Origin of the sequence: Psychromonas ingrahamii 37 (genome assembly GCF_000015285.1) — a bacterium.
Taxonomy (GTDB): domain Bacteria; phylum Pseudomonadota; class Gammaproteobacteria; order Enterobacterales; family Psychromonadaceae; genus Psychromonas; species Psychromonas ingrahamii.
Map to the genome: position 1 here is coordinate 3,632,803 of NC_008709.1, position 23,550 is coordinate 3,656,352.

Annotated in this window: 16 protein-coding genes; 2 read left to right on the top strand and 14 right to left on the bottom strand. The window is 42.5% G+C overall.

Going from position 1 to position 23,550, the window contains the following annotated elements; all coding sequences use genetic code 11:
• Positions 1-3: 3 nt before the first annotated feature.
• The 3 genes from PING_RS21105 to guaB form a co-directional block, all read right to left on the bottom strand.
• Positions 4-753 carry a tyrosine-type recombinase/integrase gene (locus PING_RS21105; RefSeq protein ID WP_198134710.1) on the bottom strand — a complete coding sequence of 250 codons (750 nt, stop codon included), beginning with the start codon at positions 751-753 and terminating at the stop codon, positions 4-6.
• Positions 754-1,400: 647 nt separating this feature from the next.
• Positions 1,401-2,981, bottom strand: a complete 1,581-nt coding sequence (gene guaA, locus PING_RS15195) for a glutamine-hydrolyzing GMP synthase (RefSeq protein ID WP_011771205.1) — start codon at positions 2,979-2,981, stop codon at positions 1,401-1,403.
• 136 nt (positions 2,982-3,117) lie between these two features.
• Complete coding sequence (gene guaB / locus PING_RS15200; protein ID WP_011771206.1) at positions 3,118-4,584, bottom strand: IMP dehydrogenase; 1,467 nt, start codon at positions 4,582-4,584, stop codon at positions 3,118-3,120.
• A gap of 193 nt (positions 4,585-4,777) precedes the next feature.
• On the opposite strand from guaB, the gene xseA reads away from it, so the two are divergent.
• On the top strand, positions 4,778-6,121 hold the full coding sequence (xseA, locus tag PING_RS15205) for an exodeoxyribonuclease VII large subunit (protein ID WP_011771207.1): 1,344 nt from the start codon (positions 4,778-4,780) through the stop codon (positions 6,119-6,121).
• Between the two features lie 106 nt (positions 6,122-6,227).
• On the opposite strand, the gene PING_RS15210 is transcribed toward xseA, so the two are convergent.
• From PING_RS15210 to PING_RS15240, 7 genes are all read right to left on the bottom strand, one after another.
• The gene (locus PING_RS15210) at positions 6,228-7,475 is read right to left on the bottom strand and encodes a glutamate-5-semialdehyde dehydrogenase (protein ID WP_011771208.1); all 1,248 of its coding nucleotides are present in this window, start codon (positions 7,473-7,475) and stop codon (positions 6,228-6,230) included.
• A gap of 32 nt (positions 7,476-7,507) precedes the next feature.
• On the bottom strand, positions 7,508-8,617 hold the full coding sequence (gene proB, locus PING_RS15215; protein ID WP_041766568.1) for a glutamate 5-kinase: 1,110 nt from the start codon (positions 8,615-8,617) through the stop codon (positions 7,508-7,510).
• Between the two features lie 136 nt (positions 8,618-8,753).
• The gene (gene crl / locus PING_RS15220) at positions 8,754-9,146 is read right to left on the bottom strand and encodes a sigma factor-binding protein Crl (RefSeq protein ID WP_011771210.1); all 393 of its coding nucleotides are present in this window, start codon (positions 9,144-9,146) and stop codon (positions 8,754-8,756) included.
• 42 nt (positions 9,147-9,188) lie between these two features.
• On the bottom strand, positions 9,189-10,448 hold the full coding sequence (frsA, locus tag PING_RS15225) for an esterase FrsA (protein ID WP_011771211.1): 1,260 nt from the start codon (positions 10,446-10,448) through the stop codon (positions 9,189-9,191).
• 196 nt (positions 10,449-10,644) lie between these two features.
• The gene (locus tag PING_RS15230) at positions 10,645-12,609 is read right to left on the bottom strand and encodes a monovalent cation:proton antiporter family protein (RefSeq protein ID WP_011771212.1); all 1,965 of its coding nucleotides are present in this window, start codon (positions 12,607-12,609) and stop codon (positions 10,645-10,647) included.
• A gap of 277 nt (positions 12,610-12,886) precedes the next feature.
• Positions 12,887-15,319, bottom strand: a complete 2,433-nt coding sequence (locus PING_RS15235; RefSeq protein WP_011771213.1) for an ABC transporter permease — start codon at positions 15,317-15,319, stop codon at positions 12,887-12,889.
• A complete protein-coding gene (locus PING_RS15240) occupies positions 15,320-15,994 on the bottom strand; it encodes an ABC transporter ATP-binding protein (protein WP_011771214.1) in 675 nt (224 codons plus the stop codon).
• On the opposite strand from PING_RS15240, the gene tesA reads away from it, so the two are divergent.
• The gene (tesA, locus tag PING_RS15245; protein WP_011771215.1) at positions 15,993-16,601 is read left to right on the top strand and encodes a multifunctional acyl-CoA thioesterase I/protease I/lysophospholipase L1; all 609 of its coding nucleotides are present in this window, start codon (positions 15,993-15,995) and stop codon (positions 16,599-16,601) included. The genes PING_RS15240 and tesA overlap by 2 nt on opposite strands.
• Before the next feature lie 61 nt (positions 16,602-16,662).
• Here the strand turns inward: tesA and tilS are convergent, their stop codons facing one another.
• The 4 genes from tilS to lpxB all read right to left on the bottom strand — a co-directional run bounded on the left by tilS (position 16,663) and on the right by lpxB (position 23,483).
• Positions 16,663-18,045 carry a tRNA lysidine(34) synthetase TilS gene (tilS, locus tag PING_RS15250; protein ID WP_011771216.1) on the bottom strand — a complete coding sequence of 461 codons (1,383 nt, stop codon included), beginning with the start codon at positions 18,043-18,045 and terminating at the stop codon, positions 16,663-16,665.
• Between the two features lie 25 nt (positions 18,046-18,070).
• A complete protein-coding gene (dnaE, locus tag PING_RS15255; RefSeq protein WP_011771217.1) occupies positions 18,071-21,592 on the bottom strand; it encodes a DNA polymerase III subunit alpha in 3,522 nt (1,173 codons plus the stop codon).
• A 109-nt stretch (positions 21,593-21,701) separates the two neighbouring features.
• Entirely contained in the window at positions 21,702-22,316 is a 615-nt protein-coding gene (gene rnhB, locus PING_RS15260) for a ribonuclease HII (protein ID WP_011771218.1), read from the bottom strand.
• 21 nt (positions 22,317-22,337) lie between these two features.
• Positions 22,338-23,483: a lipid-A-disaccharide synthase gene (gene lpxB / locus PING_RS15265; RefSeq protein ID WP_011771219.1), complete on the bottom strand. Its 1,146-nt coding sequence runs from the start codon at positions 23,481-23,483 to the stop codon at positions 22,338-22,340.
• Positions 23,484-23,550: the final 67 nt, after the last annotated feature.

Sequence of the window (23,550 nt, forward strand, 5' to 3'; positions counted from 1 at the left end):
TCCTTAAAGCACTTCAATAGTGCCATCTGCGTTACGTCTGTAGTCAGCTACAGCGTTGGTTAAGCGTATTTCATCGTTCAAGTGATAGTACGTCTTCTCTATCTGCGCCACGCTAGTGCCACACATATCTGCTATCTGCCGAAACGATAAACCACTCATAATACGCTGCGTAATCATAAAGTGACGTAAGCTGTAGGGTACTAAGTCACGTGTTTCTCTGTCAGCAATATCAGCTAGTTCAATCATCTTGTGCCAGTGATACAGCATCGTACGCTGTGTGATTTGGTTTTCACCATCAATCGTAAACACAAGTTCATCTGCGCTTTTAGGCTTAACAATATCGTGTAAGCGTTCGAAGTACTGCCCATTACGACACAAGAAGGTACGGCTAGTACGCACTTTACTTGTCTCTGCGCGAACGTGGATACGTGCTAGCGTTTGTTCCGTACCGTTGACTGTGTGTCGCTCAAGTTGCACGTCACTCCAACGTAACTGTCGCTGTTCCCCAACACGCAATCCACTGTTAGCTGCAACTAGCACGTAGTGCTGCACGATTTTTCGCACTCTAATCTCAGCGTCATCAAGCTTGTTATGTTTGGCACAGTAAGTACGCATTGCACGATATAGTGTTTCGTATTCATCGTTAGTCAGTGTTGCACGACGAATAGCATCATTGCCTTTGTCTAAGCGTGGTAATTTCTTAAAGTCGAAGCCATCGATGTGTGTTTCGCCATTCTTGTGCAGCCACTTCATCAGTGCATTTATAGTGCTTTGTTCATTCTGAACTGTGACTTGCTTGACTTTGGTGTTGGTGCTTTTGTGGCGATGGTAGAAGTAGTTTTCGCAATCAGTGCGTTCTAGTTCTTTGAGCTTGGTGTCTTTGCCAATGAAGCTAAGAAAGTGCTGTAGATGCGTTGCTATTGTTGCGTGTCGTCCCTTAACAATATGCCCTAGTTCAACGTCACGCTGTCGAAAGCTAAGATACTTCTCAACACCTTCTTTGGTGGTGATTGAAAAGTAACTCTTTCCTTGTTGTAAGTTGCCGTAAATCTCTAAGTAAGCTGCTTTGCCACGTTCAATTGCTGTGCTTTCACTGCGTGTGCGTAGGCTTTTACGTGCGTACTTGTTCTCTTTAGGCAACCACAAGCGAAACTGCCAATACTCGCCTCACTTGTACACACAAGCTTCATCAAATATTGCTATTTCGCCTTCAGCAAAGTTTTGTTTTTTAAGTGCCAAGTTTGCTCGCAGAGTTACTATTATTTTCAGTAGTCACACGTTTGTGCAACATTCTGTGTAACTGTATGAGAAAACTTCAATTAAATCAACGATTGATTTTAAGTGTGAAACAAATGTGTAAGTAATTAATATAATTAAATCAATGAGTTATACTTAAATAACTACTCCCACTCGATGGTTGCAGGCGGTTTACCTGAAACATCGTACACTACACGGGAAATACCATCAATTTCATTGATGATACGATTTGATACATGACCGATTAAATCATAAGGAAGATGTGACCAACGCGCGGTCATAAAGTCGATTGTTTCCACACAACGCAGGGACACAACCCAATCGTATTTACGACAATCGCCCATTACACCCACGGAGCGTACCGGCAGGAAGACCACAAAGGCTTGACTGACTTTATGGTAAAGATCCGCTTTATGTAACTCTTCAATAAATATCGCATCGGCGCGGCGCAGTAAATCGCAGTACTCTTTCTTCACTTCACCCAGCACACGTACGCCTAGACCCGGCCCCGGGAAAGGATGACGGTAAAGCATCTCATAAGGTAGACCTAACTCTAAGCCGATTTTACGTACTTCATCTTTAAACAATTCACGCAGTGGTTCAACCAGACCCATTTCCATATCATCGGGTAATCCGCCCACATTATGGTGAGATTTAATCACCTGTGCTTTACCCGTTTTAGAGCCTGCTGATTCGATTACATCGGGGTAGATAGTACCCTGCGCTAACCATTTGGCATTTTTAAGTTTTTTAGATTCTTCATCGAAAATTTCGACAAAAACACGGCCAATGATTTTACGTTTCGCTTCAGGATCGCTTTCGCCAGCCATCTGCTCCAAGAAACGGTGTTCTGCATTAACATGAATGATTTTTAATCCGAAGTGATCACCAAACATATCCATCACCTGCTGGCCTTCATTTAAACGCAGTAAACCGTTATCAACAAAGACACAGGTAAGTTTATCACCAATAGCGCGTTGTAATAACATTGCCACAACGGAGGAATCAACACCGCCGGAAAGACCAAGAATAACTTCATCATCACCAATCTGCGCTTTCATGCGCGCAACCGCATCTTCGATGATTGAACTTGATGTCCAAAGCGTCTCACAGCCACAAATATCCATCACAAAGTGGCGTAACATACGCTCACCCTGGCGAGTATGAGTGACTTCCGGATGAAACTGTACACCATAAAAACGTTTTTCTTCATTGGCAATAGCAGCAAACTGACAGGTAGCAGTATTAGCAATAGTCGTAAAACCGGCCGGAATAGCGGACACTTTATCGCCATGACTCATCCAAACATCTAATAAAGCATTACCATTTTGTGCAACCGCATCTTCAATCAGTTTGAATAGTTCAGAGGCCCCTTTGACTTCAATCTGTGCGTAACCAAATTCGCCTTCGCCTTCACCTTTAATGACCGATCCACCGAGTTGCTCGGACATAGTCTGCATACCGTAGCAGATACCTAATACAGGAACCCCCGCAGTAAAGACATATTCAGGTGCACGAGGAGAACCTTCAGCGGTGACACTTTCAGGGCCACCCGCTAAAATAATGCCGTTAGGAGCAAAATCTTTAATATCCTGCTCATCAACATCCCAGCTCCAAAGTTCACAGTAAACACCTATTTCACGAATGCGACGCGCGATTAATTGGGTGTACTGAGAACCGAAATCTAAAATCAGAATTCGCTGTTCATGAATGTTTTTGTCCATTGGATGATCCCTTTTTATAAAAAATAAAGACGGTAAAAACCGTCTTAGTAATAATTTTTCAGTTCTCTGCCATTGACAGTGACTGATAATAATTTACCCGTGCAGGCAGTGCACCGGTAAATAACTTGCTCAGCGATTAACCATCGGCGCGGTAGTTTGGCGCTTCTTTGGTAATAGCCACATCGTGCACGTGGCTTTCACCCATACCTGCACTGGTGATCTTCACAAACATCGCTTTAGTATTCATATCATGAATAGTTGCACAGCCGGTTAGACCCATAGAGGAACGTACACCGCCCATCTGCTGATGAATAATCTCTTTTACTTTGCCTTTATAAGCAACGCGCCCTTCAATACCTTCAGGTACTAATTTGTCCGCCGCATTATCTGACTGGAAGTAACGATCCGATGAACCCTGCGACATGGCAGCTACCGATCCCATACCACGATATGATTTGTATGAACGTCCCTGGAATAAAATTATCTCACCGGGAGACTCTTCAGTACCGGCAAACATACTGCCCATCATCACACATGACGCGCCAGCAGCTAATGCTTTGGCAATATCACCGGAGAAACGAATACCACCATCGGCGATAACCGGCACACCCGTACCTTCAAGGGCTGCGACTGCGTCTGAAATAGCCGTGATTTGCGGCACACCAACACCTGTCACAATACGTGTTGTGCAGATTGAACCAGGGCCGATGCCAACCTTAACCGAGCTACAACCCGCTTCAACCAAAGCTAAAGCGCCGTCACCCGTGGCCACATTACCACCAATAATATCTAAATCAGGAAAAGCCAGGCGGGTGGCTTTAATACGATCTAAAACACCTTGAGAGTGACCGTGTGAAGAGTCAATTAACAGTACATCGACCCCCGCTGCAACTAATGCCGCAACGCGTTCTTCATTACCCGCACCCGCACCAACTGCAGCGCCTACGCGTAAACGGCCTAATTCATCTTTACATGCATTAGGTTTCTGTTCCGCCTTACGGAAATCTTTTACTGTTATCATGCCGCACAATTTAAAGTTATCATCGGTTAACAATACTTTTTCGATGCGGTGGGCATGCATTAATTTTTCAATTTCATCACGCGGGGTATTTGATTTAGCAGTGACCAGATCTTTTTTCCCCGTCATAACAGAAGAAACCAGTTTGTTTAAATCGGTTTCAAATAAAACATCACGGCCAGTAATAATCCCAATCAATTCACCTGAATCTTCAACAACAGGATAACCTGCAAAGCCATGTTTGTCGGTTAACTCTTTAATTTCTTCAAGTGTTGTCTTCGGAGAAACCGTAATTGGGCTTGCAACCACACCACTCTCATGAATTTTCACCAAACGGACTTCTTCAGCTTGTAATGCAATTGACATGTTTTTGTGGATAAAACCAATACCGCCCTCTTGTGCTAAAGCAATAGCAAAACGAGATTCAGTAACAGTATCCATGGCAGCTGAAACCACCGGAATATTTAATGAGATATTTGGCGTTAGTTTAGTTCTTAGGTCAGCAGTATTTGGCAGTACAGTCGAATGACTGGGTACTAATAGTACATCATCAAATGTTAATGCATCTTTGACAATTCGTAGCATTGCAATATCTCACTTATAGTTGGGAGGATTATTCAATATACTCAAATTTCTGAGTATCATATTGCGCTGGGATTTTAATCGTTCTGTGAGCTAAGTACAATTAAAAAATCACCTTAAGGGCAACTCTTTTTATCATTCCACCTAACTGTTAGAATCTAAATTAATTTTTACGGGTAACTCATAGCGAAAAACCATGAACATTTCTGAAAATAAAAATATTTATAGCGTCAGTTCACTCAATCGCGCGGCAAAGGCCCTTCTGGAAACGGGATTGGGCGTTATTTGGTTATCGGGCGAAATTTCTAATTTAACCATTGCTGTTTCCGGCCATTGGTACTTCACCCTAAAAGATCACAGTGCACAGGTACGTTGTGCCATGTTTAAAGGTAATAATCGGCGTAGCGGTTTTACGCCTAAACATGGCCAGCAGGTTTTAGTGCGCGCCAAACTTAGCCTTTATGAGGCACGCGGTGACTATCAGCTAATTATTGAAAGCATGGCACCTGAAGGTGATGGTCTATTAAAACAACAATTTGAAGCATTAAAATTTAAATTGGCCGCTGAAGGTTTATTTTCTGAAAGTCACAAAAAACCCCTGCCGCAGTTAATTAAATGTATTGGTATTATTACCTCATCAACGGGGGCTGCACTGCATGATATTCTCAGTATTTTAAAACGTCGCGATCCCCGCCTGAAGGTAATTATCTATCCGTCGTTAGTCCAGGGTGCGAGCAGTGCAGCCTCGGTTGCTGCGCAAATTAAGTTAGCCAATGCCCGTCATGAATGTGATTTATTAATTGTCGGTCGCGGCGGTGGTTCTCTGGAAGATTTATGGTGTTTTAATGAAGCGCTGGTGGCTTATGCAATATATGACAGTCAGTTGCCTATTATCAGTGCCGTTGGCCATGAAATTGATGTCACTATTGCAGATTTTGTCGCCGATGTTCGCGCGGCAACCCCGTCAGCAGCGGCTGAGCTTGTTAGTCAGAATAAAGCCTTTCACCAAACTCAATTAGATACCTTAACAAATCGCATGAAGCAGGCAATTCTGGCGCGCTTGCAGCTAAAATCACATCAACATGCTTTAATCAGAGAAAAATTACTTAATCTCCACCCGAAGCATAAGCTCCAGCAACAGACCTTACAGTTAGATGAACTCAGCCTGCGCTTACAGCATGCTTTTCAGGCAACCATGAATCAAGCCAAACGAGATCTGCAAAGACTGCAAAGTGGTTTATTTCAACATAGCCCAGAAGGCATTATTTCCGTCGAACAACAAAAACAGAAACAACTTCAGCACCGTTTAGAACATGCTGTGCAGGTAACACTCAATCAGAAAACGACTTTACTACAAAATAAAAGCAGTCGACTCAATACCGTCAGCCCGCTGGCAACGCTGGCACGCGGTTATGCGATTGTAAAAGATAAGAACGGGAAAATCACCACGGATACGGCCATGCTGCAACCTGGGGATAAAATAGAGGTGCGTTTAGATAAGGGAGAATTTGAAGCACAAGTGCTAGGTGGCGAGCTGTAAGGCCGAGAGGCTGAAAGGCTATAAAGCTATAAGGCTGAAAGCTTTCCAGCTTCGAGCCTTCGAGCTGAAAGCCGACAGCCGACAGCCGAAAACTGACGGCTGTTATTTAAGGACGGATTAAGTTTTCGCCAATACCAATCCACTTGTAAGTGGTCAGTTCTTGTAATCCCATCGGGCCGCGTGCATGCAGTTTTTGCGTTGATACAGCGACTTCGGCCCCTAATCCGAATTGGCTGCCATCGGTAAAGCGCGTGCTCGCATTGATGTAAACAGCAGCAGAATTGACGACATTAATAAACTTATTCGCAATGGTAAAATCATTGGTTAAAATACCGTCAGAATGACCAGAGCTATGGGTGCGAATATGCATAATAGCCTCATGGAAATCAGCAACTACTTTAACCCCTAAATTTAAACATAACCATTCGCGATCGAAATCACCTGCCTCCGCAAGGGTTGCTTTGTCACCTAAAATAGCTTTTGCTTTTTCTTCTGCAATCAGTGTCACGCCCATAGGGGCAAGGTGAGCATGCAGTTTAGGCAAAAATTCCTCAGCAATATCCTGATGCACTAATAGCGTCTCTAATGCATTACACACTGTCGGTCTTTGTACTTTGGCATTGGCAACAATAGCCAAGGCTTTTTCCTGATCGACACTTTTGTCAGCAAACAGATGACAGACACCAATGCCGCCAACGATCACTGGGATATTACTGTTTTCTTTACAGAATTTTTGCAGTCCGGCATTACCGCGTGGAATAATCATATCCACGTAGTCATCCATTTTTAAAAGCTCGCCCACTAAAGCGCGGTCCGTACTTTTAATATACTGCACTGAGGTTTCTGGTAAACCAACGGATTTTAAAGCCGCTTGAATCACTTCTACTAAGACGATATTAGAGCGAATAGTCTCTTTACCACCACGTAAAATACACGCATTACCGGTTTTCAAACTCAATACCGCGATATCAATAGTCACATTTGGGCGAGCTTCATAAATCACGCCAATCACACCAATTGGCACGCGACGTTTACTGAGTTTCAAGCCATTTTCAAGGAGCTTACCATCAAACTCTTCACCGACAGGATCGTCTAATTTAATCACACTGCGCACATCACTAACAACGCCAGCTAAACGCGTTTCATCAAGCAACAGACGGTCTAATAACGCTTCCGTTAATCCGGCTTCTTTACCCGCTTGAATATCTTCCTTATTGGCTGAAACAATCTTATCCTGATTAGCCTCTAACGCTAAAGCAATCGCTTCTAATGCGGCATTCTTTTTTTCGCTGCCAGTAATTGCAAGTTCATAACTTGCTTCTTTTGCTAATTTACCTAATGATTGTAAATCCATGAACTTTTCCTTAATTAAGTATTAATTATCGTTTATAAGAGTACTAAATCATCTCGATGTATAACGACTCTACCATGTTCAAAACCTAATACTGCTTCAATTTGTTCTGAGTGTAACCCTTTTATTTTTTCTATATCGACTTTTTTATAACGTACCAGCCCTCGGGCTAACTCTTGGCCGGCCTGATTAACGATACTAACAACATAACCGCGCGAAAAATTTTCCGTTGTTGCTACAATGCCTTTTGCTAACAAACTGCTGCCGTTATGTACAATGGCTTTCTCCGCCCCCGCATCAACAATAATTTTACCACTGCTGCGCGACGCGGCAAAAATCCAGTTTTTACGCGCTTCTAAACGGGTATTTTCGGAGCTGAAACGCGTTCCTACCGACTGATTATTAGCGGCCTTGATAATCACATCTTTTTTATGACCCGATGCTATGACCACTTCAATGCCCGCTCTATTGGCAATCATTGCTGATTCAATTTTCGTCGCCATGCCTCCCGTACCCAGGCCGCTTATACTGCCACTTGCCAGCTCGTGAATTTCCTGAGTGATTTTTTGGATTTCGGGGATTAGCTGCGCATCGGGGTTATTACGCGGATCACCGGTAAACAGACCCAGTTGATCGGTCAATAATAGTAACTGATCAGCATCGGCTAATAAAGCCACTAATGCCGACAGATTATCATTATCACCCACTTTAATTTCACTGGTAGCGACTGCATCATTTTCATTAACTAAAGGAATAATTCGGTATTTTAACAGTGTTTTTATCGTATCTCGCGCATTCAAAAAACGCAGGCGATCATCTAAATCAGCACGGGTTAATAACATTTGTCCAACATGTAACCCGTATATTTTGAACAGATTTTCCCACTCACGCACTAATTGCCCCTGCCCAACTGCCGCAAGCATCTGTTTATTTGCTATCGTAGGCTCAATATTATGCAACCCTAAATGCTCTTTACCAGCAGCAATAGCGCCCGAGGTTACCACAATAATATGATGACCCTGATGGTGCAATAGCGCACATTGACGTACAATTTCAACCATCTGTGCGCGATCTAACTTTGTCGTGCCGCTGGTCAGCACACTTGTTCCTAATTTTACGACAATGGTTTTTTTACTGGTTTTCATGCTGGTTTCGTTTATCAAGAAGTTCATTAACCAAAAAAACAGCAACAAGCGACTCGTTACTGTTTGTGACTATAACATTATTCAATTTAATATAGTAAATCTGCGTTTTCAATAGCGCTGATCTTATGACTCTGTTTTATACTTCGCTGCAGACCACTTCCCGCAGATTTAACGGTAATTCAGTTTCAACTTCAAGTAATGTTTCTAATCGCGCTAAAAACAACTCAAAAGAGTTATCAAGTTGTTGCTGATTTTTTTTATAAATAGTTTCATCTACCCAATTTCCCGGCAGGTTATAACGGCCGTTAAAGCGTTCATATTCAAAACTATCCTCCTGTTTTTTAACAATCATCCACCAGCCTAAAAACTCCCTTTCTTCTGGCTCTTTTTGATCATCCACACAGATTTCTAAACAATCAAAAAAATAGGATGATTCCGTTGAATTCAGGCGACGAAAATAAGGCCCCAAATCAGTGAGTAATTTGGTGATTCGTCCGTGGGATGGTGATTTTTTTACGTCCATGGTCATAATAATATCCTTTTTTTTGATAAATATTTTACTACCATACACCTACTCAGCAAGATGTATTGTTAACCATTCAGCAGAATAACTTAAAGATTTTAAATATGATTCAAATATGGGAGGTTTATCAATAATATGTGATTCTCCTTCACGACTGGCACGGGCAATCAACTTTAAATCTTGCTCGTTGCAAATTAAATCATCTTTGTGCCCAATACTTAATAAAGGGGTTTTGATGCGCGTCCGAGCAAGCAATCCCTGTTTAATAAGTGAAAGGGGCACACAAAACTTATACAACATCTCAACGCTGGAATTATTAATCTGCATACGTGATGCAATGCAATCTAATAGCATCGGCGGTAATTTTTTAAAATTATCTAAATTATCAAAGATACTGCCCACAGCAGCACCTACACAGACAACAGATTTAACACAGTTAGGCTCTAAAAAGGCTAAACGAGCAGCCACATTACCGCCAAAGCGCATTCCCATCAACGCAATACGATCATGATCAACCCAAGGTACTCCTTTTAAAAAATGGCAAATGGCCTGATGTAAATTGGATGAGTTTTGATCCAGTTTGACATGCGAGGCAAAACCAATGCCGGGTAAGTCGACGGTTAGCATCGCAATGCCTGCCGGGGCAAGCTCCTTTTCAAACAGGGGTAATAATTCACACTGCAGGGTATCGAGTCCACCACTAATAATCACCACAGGATGAATCGTTTCATCATTTGGAAGATGCAAATAACAAGTGACCTCTTTACCTTGGAATGGCACTTTAATCTCTTTTAAAATCATATTATGATTATATTTTGCTGACTCTTTATAATTATTAAATGCTAACGCTTGAGCCTGGAGGCTTAATTCATCTCCTTTTAAGTGTGGGTAACTGGCAACACTATAAAATTGTGACGCTAAATAATACGCTTTTTTGGCCTTTTCAGGCTCACCCTGCTGAGCATATGCTTTACCTTGTTTGTAATAAAACATAGCTTTCTGCGTCCACTCATAGCTCCAATTTCCCGAATGAAAACCTATTACGCTATCTAATAACTCTTGATCACTGCGGGGATGTGTTGACACAGCAATACGGGCGAGCACCTCGGAACACTCAATAAGGTCTAAACCTTGCCAAGACCACAGCATAAACTTTAATAAACGATACCAACCCGGTTTTTCTTCTCCCTCCATAACAACATTATTTTGTTTATGGTTTTTTTTCGTTGCAGAGTTAGCAACAATAGTTGATGTTTCTTGTACATTAGATTTATGTACAAACAGCGTTTCAGATAAATTTTCAGACATAGAACACTCGTTTTGAAAATGGCGTTAGATTAGGAATAAAGTAAAATCAGGGATAAATGTTACTGAAAATGAGCGCTGATAAAAAAGAGTCATAATAATACTCTTCCTGCGCCTCACTTTTTTTAGCTGGCACAATTTTTACCTGCTTAAGCAGTTCTTCCCCAACCACTTAAAGATACATCGAAATTATTAGGATTTAAACAGGAACATAGTAACACTTTCCAAGCAAAATTTTCTCAGCAAGTTGTAACCTGTCTTTATCGCCCTGCAGCAAAACCAGATCACCCGGTTCAAAAAGTACTTTTTCTGAAATGAGCACCTCTGCTCCATTTTCCCGATGCAGAGATTTTATTATAACGCCGGCAAGGTGAAATTCCTGCACACAACTGCCCACTACCTCAGCCTCTTCAGTTAAAGTTACCGCATGTAACTGTTCTATATGCCATGCATTTTTTTCACTTCGGCTATTTTGTCCATAATAAAAACCATGCAGATGTTGGTACTTAATGTTGCGTTCACTCTCTAAACGCTGCAAAATTCGCCTACTTGGTACGCCCGATAAAAACAAAACATGGGCAACCAACATCAAACTGCCCTCTAATACCTCGGGGATAACCTCGGTAGCACCCGCCTCTTTTAACAGATCCAGACCCTTATCATCCTTGGTGCGCACTAGCACTTTCAGGCTTGGATTTAGCACCCTAATCAGCCCTAATAAAGCCATTGAACGCCGCAGGTCATCAAAAGTGATAATTAATAAATTGGCTTTTTCAATACCGGCAAGTAACAATATTTCCCTGCGGCTCGCATCGCCAAACTCAATGAGTTCCCCTCCTTCCCTAGCTTCTTTAACCCGCATAGGATCTCTGTCCAAAACAATAAAGGGCAGCGATTCATTTTTTAAAAACCGTGAAACAATTTGCCCGACACGTCCATAACCACAAATAATGGTATGTTTTGTAAATTGCCCGGGCAAAGTTTTTTGAAAACGAAAAGCGTTGGCCGAATGGTGTAATAATTCGCGTGAGATATAACTGCTGTATTTTACCAATAAGGGCGTCAGCGTCATGCTAATTACTCCTGTTGCAATAATCAGAGAGGATAACTGCGCGTCTAATAATTTATATTTACTTGCCAATGCGACCAATATAAAACCAAACTCACCCATTTGTGCTAAAGCAATACCGGTTCCCAGCGCTGTTGATAATTTCTCTTGCATAATAACGGCCGCTAAGGTGATGGTTAAGATTTTTGCCAGCATCACACCTATTACGATTAAAATTAATATGCCAAAATCATCGAGTAACACCTGATACTGTAAAAGCGTACCAATTGAGATAAAAAAAATGGCCATCAAAATATCTTTAAATGGCCTAATATCGGCCAAAAGTTGATGGCGGTAATGACTTTCGCTAAGCATCATACCCGCCAAAAAAGCCCCTAATGCCATAGATAGACCCAATAATTGCGTAAACCAGGCGGCTAAGATAGTGACAAACAGCGTTGATAGAATAAAAATCTCATCAAAACGCATACTCGCCATTTCATCAAAAAACATTGGCAGTAACCAGCGCCCAACGGATAAGATAACAGCGACAGCTAACGCCCCTTTTACAAAGGCAAGCAACAAAGCGGTCACGATATCGCCTTCAAGCCCCGGCATTGCAATAATAGGAATAATAATTAAGAAGGGGACCACGGCAAGATCTTGAAAAAGAAGAATGGAGATTGCCAGTCGACCAATTCTTGATTGTAACCTCTGCTGATCGCTTAATACTTTAACAATAATGGCCGTTGACGACATGGTTAAGACCGCAGCAACGGTAAATGCCTGCTGCCAGTTCAGATCAAATAATTGGCATAACCAATAGAACAGAAAAAATGAAGCACATACCTGCAGTGCCCCAATGCCAAAAACAGCCCGACTCATTTTAATCAATTTGTTTAATGAAAACTCCAATCCGAGTGAAAACATTAAAAAAACGATACCAAACTCGGCAACCAGCTCTATTTCATGATAAGAGTTAAGAAGATTAAACAGCGAGGGACCCAGCACAAATCCGGTAAAGAGGTAGGCGACAATATTCGACAATCTCAGGCGTTTAAAGATAAGTACGCTGACAATTGCAAAAAAGAGTAATAATAACAGATCATTAAGCACTTTTTCCGCTAGCTCCCTCTGAATTCAACCGGCATATAAAGCAAATTAAAATTTATTCACCAAGTATAGCTAATCAAGTCATAAAACAGCTTAATAATATCCCTAAGAAAAGTTTATTGTTAATAATTTTTTCTTATAAAGTAAATTGTTATAAAGTGAGTTCCATTTAGATTTAAAAGAACTTTAATAGGGTGCGGGTATAGTACGGGTAATGCCTGTGCTTAGTCTCCAAAAGGCATTAATAGCAGTACAATGCCTGCTATTAATGGTTTAATTTTTACTTTAAGGGTTTTAACAAGCCCTTAATCACACTCATCAAGCTGGCAAAAACCACTAACAGCGCTAAAAATGGCAAAGTAAACCACATTAAAGGATGTAAGCTCGGCTCTAACTTAAACCCCCATTTTAGCAAACTAAAAACGATTGACTCAGCCCCGGCGACGGCCACAAAACCTGCCGCAATGGCCATTATCCCATATTCACTCCAGAGGGTTTGGCTGATTCTTTTCCTGCTTGCCCCTAATGTTCGATATAATGTAATTTCACGTTGCCGCTGATTCAAACTTAAACGTAATAAAGTAAAAATTAATAATAGTCCGCTGAGCACGCCAACACCCGCAAGCACCGTTAGTGACCAGGTGATTTGCCCTAAAATAGCTTGCAGTTTGCCGCCCATGCTGCGTAAATCTAATAAACTGACCGTTTGGTAATCGCGTCCAAGCTGATTCAGGAAAGGGAGCTGCTGATCGTTAATACGAAAACTGACTAACCAGGTAGCAGGTAGACCTTCAACAATATCGGGGGTAAAAATAAGGTAAAAGTTTGGCTTCATACTTTGCCATTGCACTTCACGAATTGAATTTACCGGTACGCTGAAGGGTTGGCCATTAACCATAAATCCTAATTTATCTCCAACTTTAATCCCTAAATCTGCCGCTAAGCTTTGCTCGATAGAAACTCCTCCTTGATCTGTCCACTTCCCTGCAACTACTGGATTATCCTTAGGGAGCTCAGTTACCCAGGTAAAGTTTAATTCCCGATGTAATGCGTTAATATGGTCATTGGCATTATCTTCATATTGTTTTGCATCTTTACCGTTAACTTCCGTCAGGCGGCCGCGAATAATAGGATAAGCTGAAGATCTTGGAATATCATTATCATCTAACTTTTTTAAATAGGCTTGTTGGTCGGTTGGGGCAATATTGATGGCAAAGACATTTGGCGCATCGGCCGGTAAGGTCTGCTGCCAATCACCTAATAAATCTGTTCTTACCAGCCAAATTACCGCCACCAGCATAAGTGATCCCGACAATGCGGCAAGCTGCATCAGACTGCTTTTTGCAGAACGTTTAATACGGCTTAAGGCAAGGGACATAGCTGGCCCCCACTTGGCTTTACTGAGAAGATGCAATAAAACATAACTGGCACTCGCAAGCACCACAAAGAGCATAATTAATCCGCCAAATACCATCCATACTAAGGTATTCGCGCCATACATAAGTAAAAATGCAATAGCAGGCACAGCGATTAACCACAATCCCTTTTTAGAGGGTTTTACAGCCTGAGCCTGTAATACTGCAATAGCCGATGTGTCCAATAACCTTATTAGCGGTATTCCTAATGCAGGCAAACCAATCAACAATGCCACCGCGCTGCCAAAAACAAAAGGCTGCCAACCATAGCTTGGTAATTGATCCGGTAAAATGCCTGTCAAAGGTAAACGCAGCAGGGCCTCCAGACCCAGGCCAATTAGTGAACCTAAAATAATAGCCGCTGCAAACATTAAACCAACTTGGCTTAATAACCATTGACGCAACCAGCGTCTACCGGCGCCCATACTTTTTAACATCGCCACCGTATTGGTCCGACTATCGGCGTAATGCTGGCAGGTCAGCACAAGGGTGACCGCTGCCATTAAGATCACCATCAAAATAGTCAGCGACAGGTATTGTTTGGCTTTTATGATTAAATCGGCTGTTCGCCCCTGATTGCCTTCACTTATCCAGCGTTCACCCGCTTGTACCGGGTAAACTTTCTGCAGCAGCTTAAGTTCACTGTCACCGCCCTTAAAAAAAGTCCGGTATCGTACTCGGCTGCCTACTTGTACCGCGCCCGTTTTATCCAGATCAGATTGATGGATAAACACACTGGGCATAGTTCGAAAAGGGTTATAGGTCAGTTCAGGCTCCGACGCTATTTTCCCGGAGACCTTTAATTTTAAATCGCCAATATCAAGCTGATCACCAATTTTAACCCCTAATAAAGAAAACAAACGTTCAGCAATCCATAACTCTCCCGGTTGCAAAGACCCTTTCGACGCGTCACCCGAGCCGATTAAAATTAACTCACCGCGCAGCGGATAACTGCTTTGCACCGCTTTAACGCTCACTAACTGCATCTTACTGCCGCTAAATGCCATGGTTTGAAAACGGGTTTGATCTGACGTTGTTAAGCCGAGTTGTTCAGCCTTAGTCAATATTAATTCAGGTGTCGGGTTCGCTGAAGAGAAAACCAAATCAGCTGCGATCATTGAACGGCCATGATCTGTCATCACTTTTTCAACGCGAATAGCTAATGCTGATAGCGCCACAACACAAGCAATAATCAAGGTAAGCGCAGCCATGACCGGCCACAATTGCCCTTGCCAGATCTCACGCCAACTCCAACGTATTACCATCTTCCGCCCGGAAGCCATTTTACGCTTGTCCATTTAGACCTCCTGCAACTGGCCGGCGTGAATAGAGAGCGTACGATCGCAGCGTTTGGCTAAATTAGTGTCATGGGTTATTAATACTAACGTCGTGCCATGATCCCGATTCATTTCAAATAAAAGTTCAATAATATTTTCTGCCGTATGCTCATCTAAATTGCCGGTTGGCTCATCGGCAAAGAGGATTTTTGGCTGGGTCATAAAAGCCCTGGCTAATGCGACTCGTTGCTGCTCGCCACCGGATAACTGGTCAGGCAAATGCGTTTCACGCCCCGTCAGTCCAACCGATTCAAGTAGCTGTTTAGCTTTCTCTATATCTTCCCCTTCCCCACGTAAAATAGCCGGTAAGGTCACATTTTCTAACGCAGATAACGATGGTATTAGCAAAAAGCTCTGAAAAACAAAGCCGATTGATTCGCTGCGAATTTGCGCTCGTTGCTCATCATTCAATTGTGATAAAGGTTGATCCAGTAATTCAATTTCACCTGAGCTGGCAATATCTAATCCCGCCAACAAAGCCATTAAGGTGGATTTACCCGCCCCGGAGGTGCCAACAATGGCAACAGTCTCACCCGCAACGACGTCAAATGTGATATCTTTTAGAATAGATAATTCGTTTCCATTGGAAATAACGGATTTACTCACTGATATTGCTTTTATAATGGATAATGACATGACAAAAATACTTTCCTTTTATTTTGCTCTGCTTTTTTGTGCAGCAGCTAACGGTCAAACACTGCTTATTCTGGGTGACAGTTTAAGTGCCGGTTATAATATGTCCATCGAGCAGAGTTGGCCTTCTTTGTTAAGTGCAGAATTGCAGGCACTGGATAAATCAACCACGGTTGTTAATGCAAGTATTTCTGGCGATACAACAGATAATGCCTTAGCCCGCTTGCCTGAATTACTGTCGTTACATCAACCCAGCTCCGTATTAATTGAACTGGGTGCAAATGATGGCTTACGTGGTTTCCCCCCCGCATTGGTGATGGGGAATCTTAAAAAGATGATTAACTTAATTAAAGCTCAAAATGGCTCTCCCATCTTGATGCAAATCCAAGTTCCGCCTAACTACGGTAAACGTTACAGCGAAGCATTTAGTTCACTTTACCCACAATTAAGTGAAAAATACAATACGCCGTTAATCCCGTTTTTTCTGGAACAGGTAATAGTCAAGCCACAATGGATGATGAATGACGGCTTGCACCCGACCGCAGAAGCTCAACCCTGGATAGCACAATATATGGCTAAACAACTGGCACCTTATTTGAAGAACAGATAGCTGCGAGCTTCGAGTTTCGAGCTGCGTGCTTTAAGGCTTGAGGGCTTCGATCTGAAAGCTGTCAGCCGATAGCCTTCAGCTGACAGTTTAAATAACGTGGCTTGCCGGCTGTTTTTTCAGACTGGCAAGACCATAATCCGACCGCCATTTTAAGCTTGCCATCGAGCAGAATAAAGGGCACTAAATCGCGTAACCAGGGAGCAACATGGTATTCGTGCAGAAGTTTTTTGATACTGCGGGAACCCTTTCTCCCCAAGGGCTGGCAGGCTAAATTGGCCGGTAGTTGGCAGCGGAAACAGATTTCAACTTTTGCATTACCATCCAAGTTAAGTAAATTTCCCGCGGCCTTAGCGTCTTCCTCAATACTAAAGGACAATTCAACTAATCCACCCTGTAAAACAATTTTATCCTGCCCCTGCCACTCAATTTTCTGGGCAATACTGGCGGCGAGCTTATTATCATTAACCAGATAAAGATAGTTACGGTAGCGGCGAACTGAGTAACCTTTAAATTGCAGCAAGGGTTGTGCGTCAATAATGGCTAACGCGACATCAGTCCAAAGTGCCTGTAATTGTTTTGCCGATGGGTAGTCTAGTTGGTTTTTTTTAAACCAAAAGCGTAATAGATTATTGCGCCGGCCAATGCTGAGTGCCGCTAAGTCTTCAATGGGTAATACTTGTTGATTGAGTGAAAATTCAACCAGTTGATTAAAATCTGCCAGTGCAATTTCATCTAAGAGCTGCTGCTGTTCCTGACAAATATTAGCGCTACGCGCTACGGCTTTGCCCATGCCCGGCCAGCGTTCTTTTAATAAGGGCGTAATAGTCTGGCGAATAAAATTACGATCAAAATCCTGATCCTGATTACTTTCATCCTCGACCCAATCTAACTGAAAAAGCTCTGCATAGGCCGCTAACTGCTGACGCGAAAAGTTTAATAAAGGCCGAATTAAATGCCCTTTTTGCAGTTTTTGCATTTTTTGAATGCCTTGTAAACCTGTACTGCCCGAGCCGCGTTTTAAAGCAAGCAAAACAGTTTCCAGTTGATCATCCTGATGATGGGCGGTGATTAAATAGCTATTATCGAGCAGGTTTCCGGTTAAACAAGCATAGCGCTTTTCCCTTGCCAGGGCTTCCAGGCTAGTACGATTTTTTTTCTCTAAAATCACCGGCGAGCAGCAAAAATCAACCGCTAATGAAGCACATAAATTTTCGCAAAACAGTTGCCAATGGGCAGCATTATCACTTAAACCATGGTTTATATGGTGGGCACAAAGAGAATATTTTTTATCAAATGCGCGCAATCGTGTAAATAGATGCAATAGCACCACTGAATCCAATCCCCCGCTAAGCGCGATATGAAAATTTTGATCAAAGCTTATTTTCGGGGCAAGGATTAAGTTTAATTGCGCCTGAAATGCATTAAGTAAATCAGCTTTATTCATTTATGATCCTTTAGGGTCTGTTTAACTAGTTAACATGATCAAAATGCAAAGTCACATTTTTAGGCCCAAGCAGTCTGGATAATGAAAATAAAAGATCATCACTCGGGGTGATCGACCATTGTCGTGCTAATACCAGCTCAGTTTGGGCCAGTGAATTAGTATATTCAATATACACAGGACATAATCCGCCTTTGGCAGGGACCAGTGCCTCCTTTAACAGCCGTTGAAAATCAGCATCAATATTATCGCTATTGACTTTTAAACGCAGTTTTGAAGCAAAACGCTCACGTGCCTGCTCAATACTCATCACTTCACGGGCGTTCATTTTTAACCCCCCGTTAAAATAATCTTCACTGACTTGCCCCTGCAGGACAATAACATTGTCAGCGACCAAAAGATCTTCATACTGATCCAGCAAATCGGCAAAGACGGTAATCTCCATACGCGCACTTTTATCATCTAAGGTAATAATGCCCATACGTTTACCTGCTTTAGTCACCATAATACGCATACTTAGAATCAGACCCGCAACACGGCTATTTTGACCGCGGCGGTTAGCCACCAGATCAGATAATTTTAGACAATGAAAAGCACGGATATCTGTTTCATATTGATTAATGGGGTGGCCCGTCAGATATAAACCCAGGGTTTCCTTTTCACCCGCTAACCATTGTTTCTCCGGCCATTTATCTACCGAGGAAAATTTATCCGCAATTTCTTCACTGTCCGTGGTTAAAACACCAAAAAGATCACTTTGCCCAAAGGATTCCGCTTTTTTATGCTGCAGCGCAGACTTCAGGGCATTCGGCAACGTTTCCATCAAAGCGGCACGGTGCGGACCGAGTTTATCGAGTGCGCCCGCTAAAATAAGTTTTTCTAAAATGCGTTTATTACAGTGTTTAAGATCAATTCTGTTGCAAAAATCAAACAGATCGATAAATTTACCGCCCGCTGTCCGCGCTTCGATAATCGCATCAACGGGTCCTTCCCCAACGCCTTTAACAGCGCCGATACCGTAGATAATACGCAGATCAGGATCGACATTAAACTTGAATAAACCTTCGTTTACGTCTGGTGGGCCAAGATCGAGTCCCATACTCTGGCACTCTGCCACTAAAGTAACAATTTTTTCGGTATTATCCATATCCGCCGACATAACAGCGGCCATAAAGTATGAAGGATAAAAGGTTTTCATCCACAGTGTTTGATATGACACCAGAGCGTAGGCCGCAGAATGCGATTTATTAAAACCATAACCCGCAAATTTTTCAACTAAATCAAAGATTTTCATAGCGAGTTCGCCATCAATCCCATTATCAATTGCACCCTGCTCAAAAGTCTCACGCTGTTTGGCCATCTCTTCAGGTTTTTTCTTACCCATTGCTCGGCGCAGCATGTCCGCCCCGCCAAGTGTGTAACCCGATAACACCTGCGCAATCTGCATAACCTGTTCTTGATAGAGAATAATGCCGTAGGTAGGCGCTAAAATCTCTTCCAAGGATGGATGCTGCCATTTTTCATCGGGGAAAGAAACCGCCTCCCGGCCATGTTTACGTTCAATAAAGTTATCGACCATGCCCGATTGCAAGGGTCCTGGACGAAACAGCGCCACTAAGGCTATCATGTCCTCAAAACTGTCGGGCTGCAGACGGCGGATAAGATCCTTCATGCCACGCGACTCTAGCTGAAATACCGCCGTGGTTTCATAACGTTTTAATAACTCAAAACAGGCGGGTTCGGTCAGACAGATTTTTTCAATAAAGAGCGTCTCTTCACCACGGGCATGTTTATGGGCATTGGCCATATCCAGCGCCCATTGCACTATCGTCAGGGTACGTAACCCCAGAAAGTCAAATTTTACTAACCCTGCGGTTTCAACATCATTTTTATCAAATTGGGTCACCGGGTTATTACCCAGCTCATCACAATATAACGGGGAAAAATCCGTAATAGTGGTTGGCGAAATAACCACACCACCAGCATGTTTACCGGCATTACGAATGGTCCCCTCTAAGGTGCGGCACATATCAATTAATGCGCGTACCTCTTCACTGCCATCATAACGTTCCTGTAAACGCGGCTCTTCTGCAAATGCTTTGCTTAAGGTCATACCCGGTGTCGGAGGAATAAGCTTGGAAATGCCATCAACAAAACCATAGGGGTGCCCTAATACCCGACCAACATCGCGTATTACCGCTTTTGACGCCATAGTGCCAAAGGTGATGATTTGTGATACTGCGTCTCGCCCGTAGAGTTCAGCAACGTGATCGATTACTTCATCACGCCTGTCCATACAGAAATCGATATCAAAATCGGGCATCGAAACACGTTCCGGATTTAAGAATCGTTCGAACAGTAATTCAAGCTCAAGGGGATCAAGATCCGTAATTTTCAGTGCATAAGCCACTAATGACCCGGCACCTGAACCTCGTCCGGGTCCAACAGGGATCTTATTATCCTTACTCCACTGAATAAATTCCATCACGATCAGAAAGTATCCAGGAAACCCCATGGTATTAATCACGTCTAACTCAATTTGTAAACGCTGGTCATAGGGGGCACGAATATCGGCAAATTCAGGCGCGTTTTTATCAAATAAAATGGCTAAACGATCTTCTAAACCTTTTCGTGAAACGTCACAAAAATAGTCCGTTATTGACATATCACCTGTTGGGAAGTCAGGTAAAAAATATTCACCCAAGCGCAGCGTCACATTACAGCGTTTCGCAATTTCAACACTGTTTTTAAGCGCCTCGGGAATGTCTGCAAAAAGTTCGCACATCTCCTCCTGGCTACGCAGGTATTGCTCATCACTGTATTGTTTAGGACGGCGATTATCACCCAATGTATAACCCTGATTAATACAAACCCGAATTTCATGGGCATCATAAAGCGCTTTATCAGCAAAAACGACTTCATTGGTTGCAACAACAGGCAGCTGGTATTTTTCAGCCCAGTCTAAGGCGTAATGCAGATAGGTTTCTTCATTAAGGCGATTGGTGCGTATTAATTCAATGTAATAACGCTGTGCAAAATATTGTTGATAAAACTGGATAATTTCAACCGCAAGCTCATGATTACCTTTTAATAACACTTTGCCAAGATCGCCATCTTTACCGCCGGAAAGTAAAATAATGCCCTGATTATGCTCAGCCAACCAGTCCTGATCGATCACAGCACGGCCTCCGACATGGCCCCTTAAATAAGCTTTCGAGATTAATTCGGTCAGATTTTTATAACCGGCATTATTCATTGCTAATGCCGTAATACGAAACTGTTCATCTGCAAGCAGCTCACTTTTCACCCAAAAATCGACACCCACAATCGGCTTGATACCGGCATCATGGGCTGCACCGTAAAACTTAACCAAACCGCAAAAATTAGTTTGTTCGGTGATAGCTAATGCAGGCATATTCAGTGCAGCCGCTTTAGCAACCAAGGGTTTAATTTTAGTGACACCATCGACCATCGAATAATCACTGTGCACTCTTAAGTGAATAAACTTTGGCTGTTTAGTTGAAATACTTGTGCTTTGCTCTGCTGACATACCATCTCTATTTTATAACTTTACTATTATTCAGATAACCTACCCGCAGGTATTTAACGGCTTAAAAATTTAACAATATACACTGATCTTATTTTGCTTCAATTGACCATTATAACAAACCCAGTACTTTTTTAACGGGTTTAAAACTTTTACGATATTCAGGGGTAACACCGTGTTTTTCAATTGCTGCAAAATGCGCTTTGGTAGGATAGCCTTTATGCTTAGCAAATCCATAGTGTGGATATTGTTTATCTAGTTCACACATTTCCCGATCTCGGGTGACCTTCGCAATAATAGATGCGGCACTTATTTCGGCAACACGCGCATCGCCCTTCACAACACTTTCACAGGGCATGCTCAATTGAGGACAACGGTTGCCGTCAATAAAGACAAATTCCGGGGAAATGCTTAGATTATCAACCGCACGCTGCATCGCAAGCATAGTCGCATGCAAAATATTAAGCGCATCTATTTCCACAGGAGAGGCGCGGCCCACGGCAACAAACAAGGCTTTTTCCTGGATCTCATCAAACAACAGTGCCAGTTTCTTTTCACTAAGTTTTTTAGAATCGGCTAAACCCGATATAGGATTATTGGCATCCAGAATAACACAGGCGGTCACCACATCGCCGACTAAGGGACCTCGACCCACCTCATCAACACCGGCAATCAAAGTAAAATCGGGATACACAACAGCTGGAAAGTCAATTTTCAATTTACTCATATTATGCTCTATTACTATTTATTATTTTTTATTATTTAACACATCAACCACAGCCTGGGCTGCTTGCCGATCAGCATCGCAACGAATCAACTTGTGCAGGCGGATAAAAGTATTGATCATCTGGTGGTTGTCTTGGCCCAATAAGGGCTGTAATGCTGCGACGATATTTTCCACAGTACAATTATATTGACTGAGCTCTTTTACAATTTCTTTATCGGCGATTAAGTTCGGCAATGACGTATATTTAACCTTTACTAAGGCTTTGGCAATAACATAAGTAAGAAGGTTCACTTTATAGGCAACCACCATCGGCACTTTAGCGAGCATTGCCTCTAATGCTGCCGTGCCCGAAGCAAGCAGTACAGCATCAGCTGACTGTAGAACAGCGCTTGCCTGACCGTCAAAAATTTGTAGGGGTAAATCAGGTGCATATTGCTGTTGTTGTTCTAAAAGTTGTTTTTTACGTGCCCCATTGACCATAGGGACAATAAATTTGTAGTCCGGGTATTGTCTGCTGATTAACGCTGCCGACTGTAAAAATATGGGACCTAAAATTTCAACTTCGGCTTTTCGGCTACCGGGTAAAATAGCCAGTAATTTAGCATCGGCCTGAAGACCTAAGCTTTGCCTAGCTTGTTGCTTTTCAGGTTCAAGCGGTAATTGATCCGCAAGCGTATGGCCAATAAACCGGCAAGGCACATCAAATCTATCATAAAACGCTTTTTCGAAGGGCAAAAAAGCTAAGACCAGATCCGTGGCTTTTGCAATTTTATGAATACGCCACTGCTTCCAAGCCCAGACAGAAGGGCTTACATAATGGATTGTTTTGATATTATGTTGTTTTAATTTAAGCTCGACGGTCAGGTTAAAATCTGGTGCATCAATACCAATAAAAATATCCGGTGGGTTAGCGATAAAATGGTTAATAATAGACTTACGAATACGTAAAATACTGCCTAATTTGCCCAGCACTTCAACAAATCCCATCACCGACAAGGCCTCCAGCGGGTGCAAAGCCGTACAGCCCTGCGCAATCATTTTTGGCCCGGCGATCCCTTCGAAAACAGCATCGGGATAATGTATTTTTAATGCTTTAATTAAACCTTCACCTAGGATGTCACCTGAAGCTTCACCGGCAATTAAACCTATTCTTAATGGTTTATTCATATTTTAATTCGCTCTTAAAAAAAAAGGCTCTAATGAGCCTATTTTAAATATAAAACTAAAGCACAAA

Bases quoted from the DNA above. Each gene is read 5' to 3' on its own strand.
- xseA (WP_011771207.1), top strand. From the start codon at position 4,778: ATGAACATTTCTGAAAATAAAAATATTTATAGCGTCAGTTCACTCAAT.
- rnhB (WP_011771218.1), bottom strand. From the start codon at position 22,316: ATGAGTAAATTGAAAATTGACTTTCCAGCTGTTGTGTATCCCGATTTT.
- guaA (WP_011771205.1), bottom strand. From the start codon at position 2,981: ATGGACAAAAACATTCATGAACAGCGAATTCTGATTTTAGATTTCGGT.
- tilS (WP_011771216.1), bottom strand. From the start codon at position 18,045: ATGAATAAAGCTGATTTACTTAATGCATTTCAGGCGCAATTAAACTTA.
- dnaE (WP_011771217.1), bottom strand. From the start codon at position 21,592: ATGTCAGCAGAGCAAAGCACAAGTATTTCAACTAAACAGCCAAAGTTT.
- guaB (WP_011771206.1), bottom strand. From the start codon at position 4,584: ATGCTACGAATTGTCAAAGATGCATTAACATTTGATGATGTACTATTA.
- lpxB (WP_011771219.1), bottom strand. From the start codon at position 23,483: ATGAATAAACCATTAAGAATAGGTTTAATTGCCGGTGAAGCTTCAGGT.
- PING_RS21105 (WP_198134710.1), bottom strand. From the start codon at position 753: ATGAAGTGGCTGCACAAGAATGGCGAAACACACATCGATGGCTTCGAC.
- frsA (WP_011771211.1), bottom strand. From the start codon at position 10,448: ATGTCTGAAAATTTATCTGAAACGCTGTTTGTACATAAATCTAATGTA.
- PING_RS15235 (WP_011771213.1), bottom strand. From the start codon at position 15,319: ATGGACAAGCGTAAAATGGCTTCCGGGCGGAAGATGGTAATACGTTGG.
- proB (WP_041766568.1), bottom strand. From the start codon at position 8,617: ATGAAAACCAGTAAAAAAACCATTGTCGTAAAATTAGGAACAAGTGTG.
- PING_RS15240 (WP_011771214.1), bottom strand. From the start codon at position 15,994: ATGTCATTATCCATTATAAAAGCAATATCAGTGAGTAAATCCGTTATT.
- PING_RS15210 (WP_011771208.1), bottom strand. From the start codon at position 7,475: ATGGATTTACAATCATTAGGTAAATTAGCAAAAGAAGCAAGTTATGAA.
- crl (WP_011771210.1), bottom strand. From the start codon at position 9,146: ATGACCATGGACGTAAAAAAATCACCATCCCACGGACGAATCACCAAA.
- tesA (WP_011771215.1), top strand. From the start codon at position 15,993: ATGACAAAAATACTTTCCTTTTATTTTGCTCTGCTTTTTTGTGCAGCA.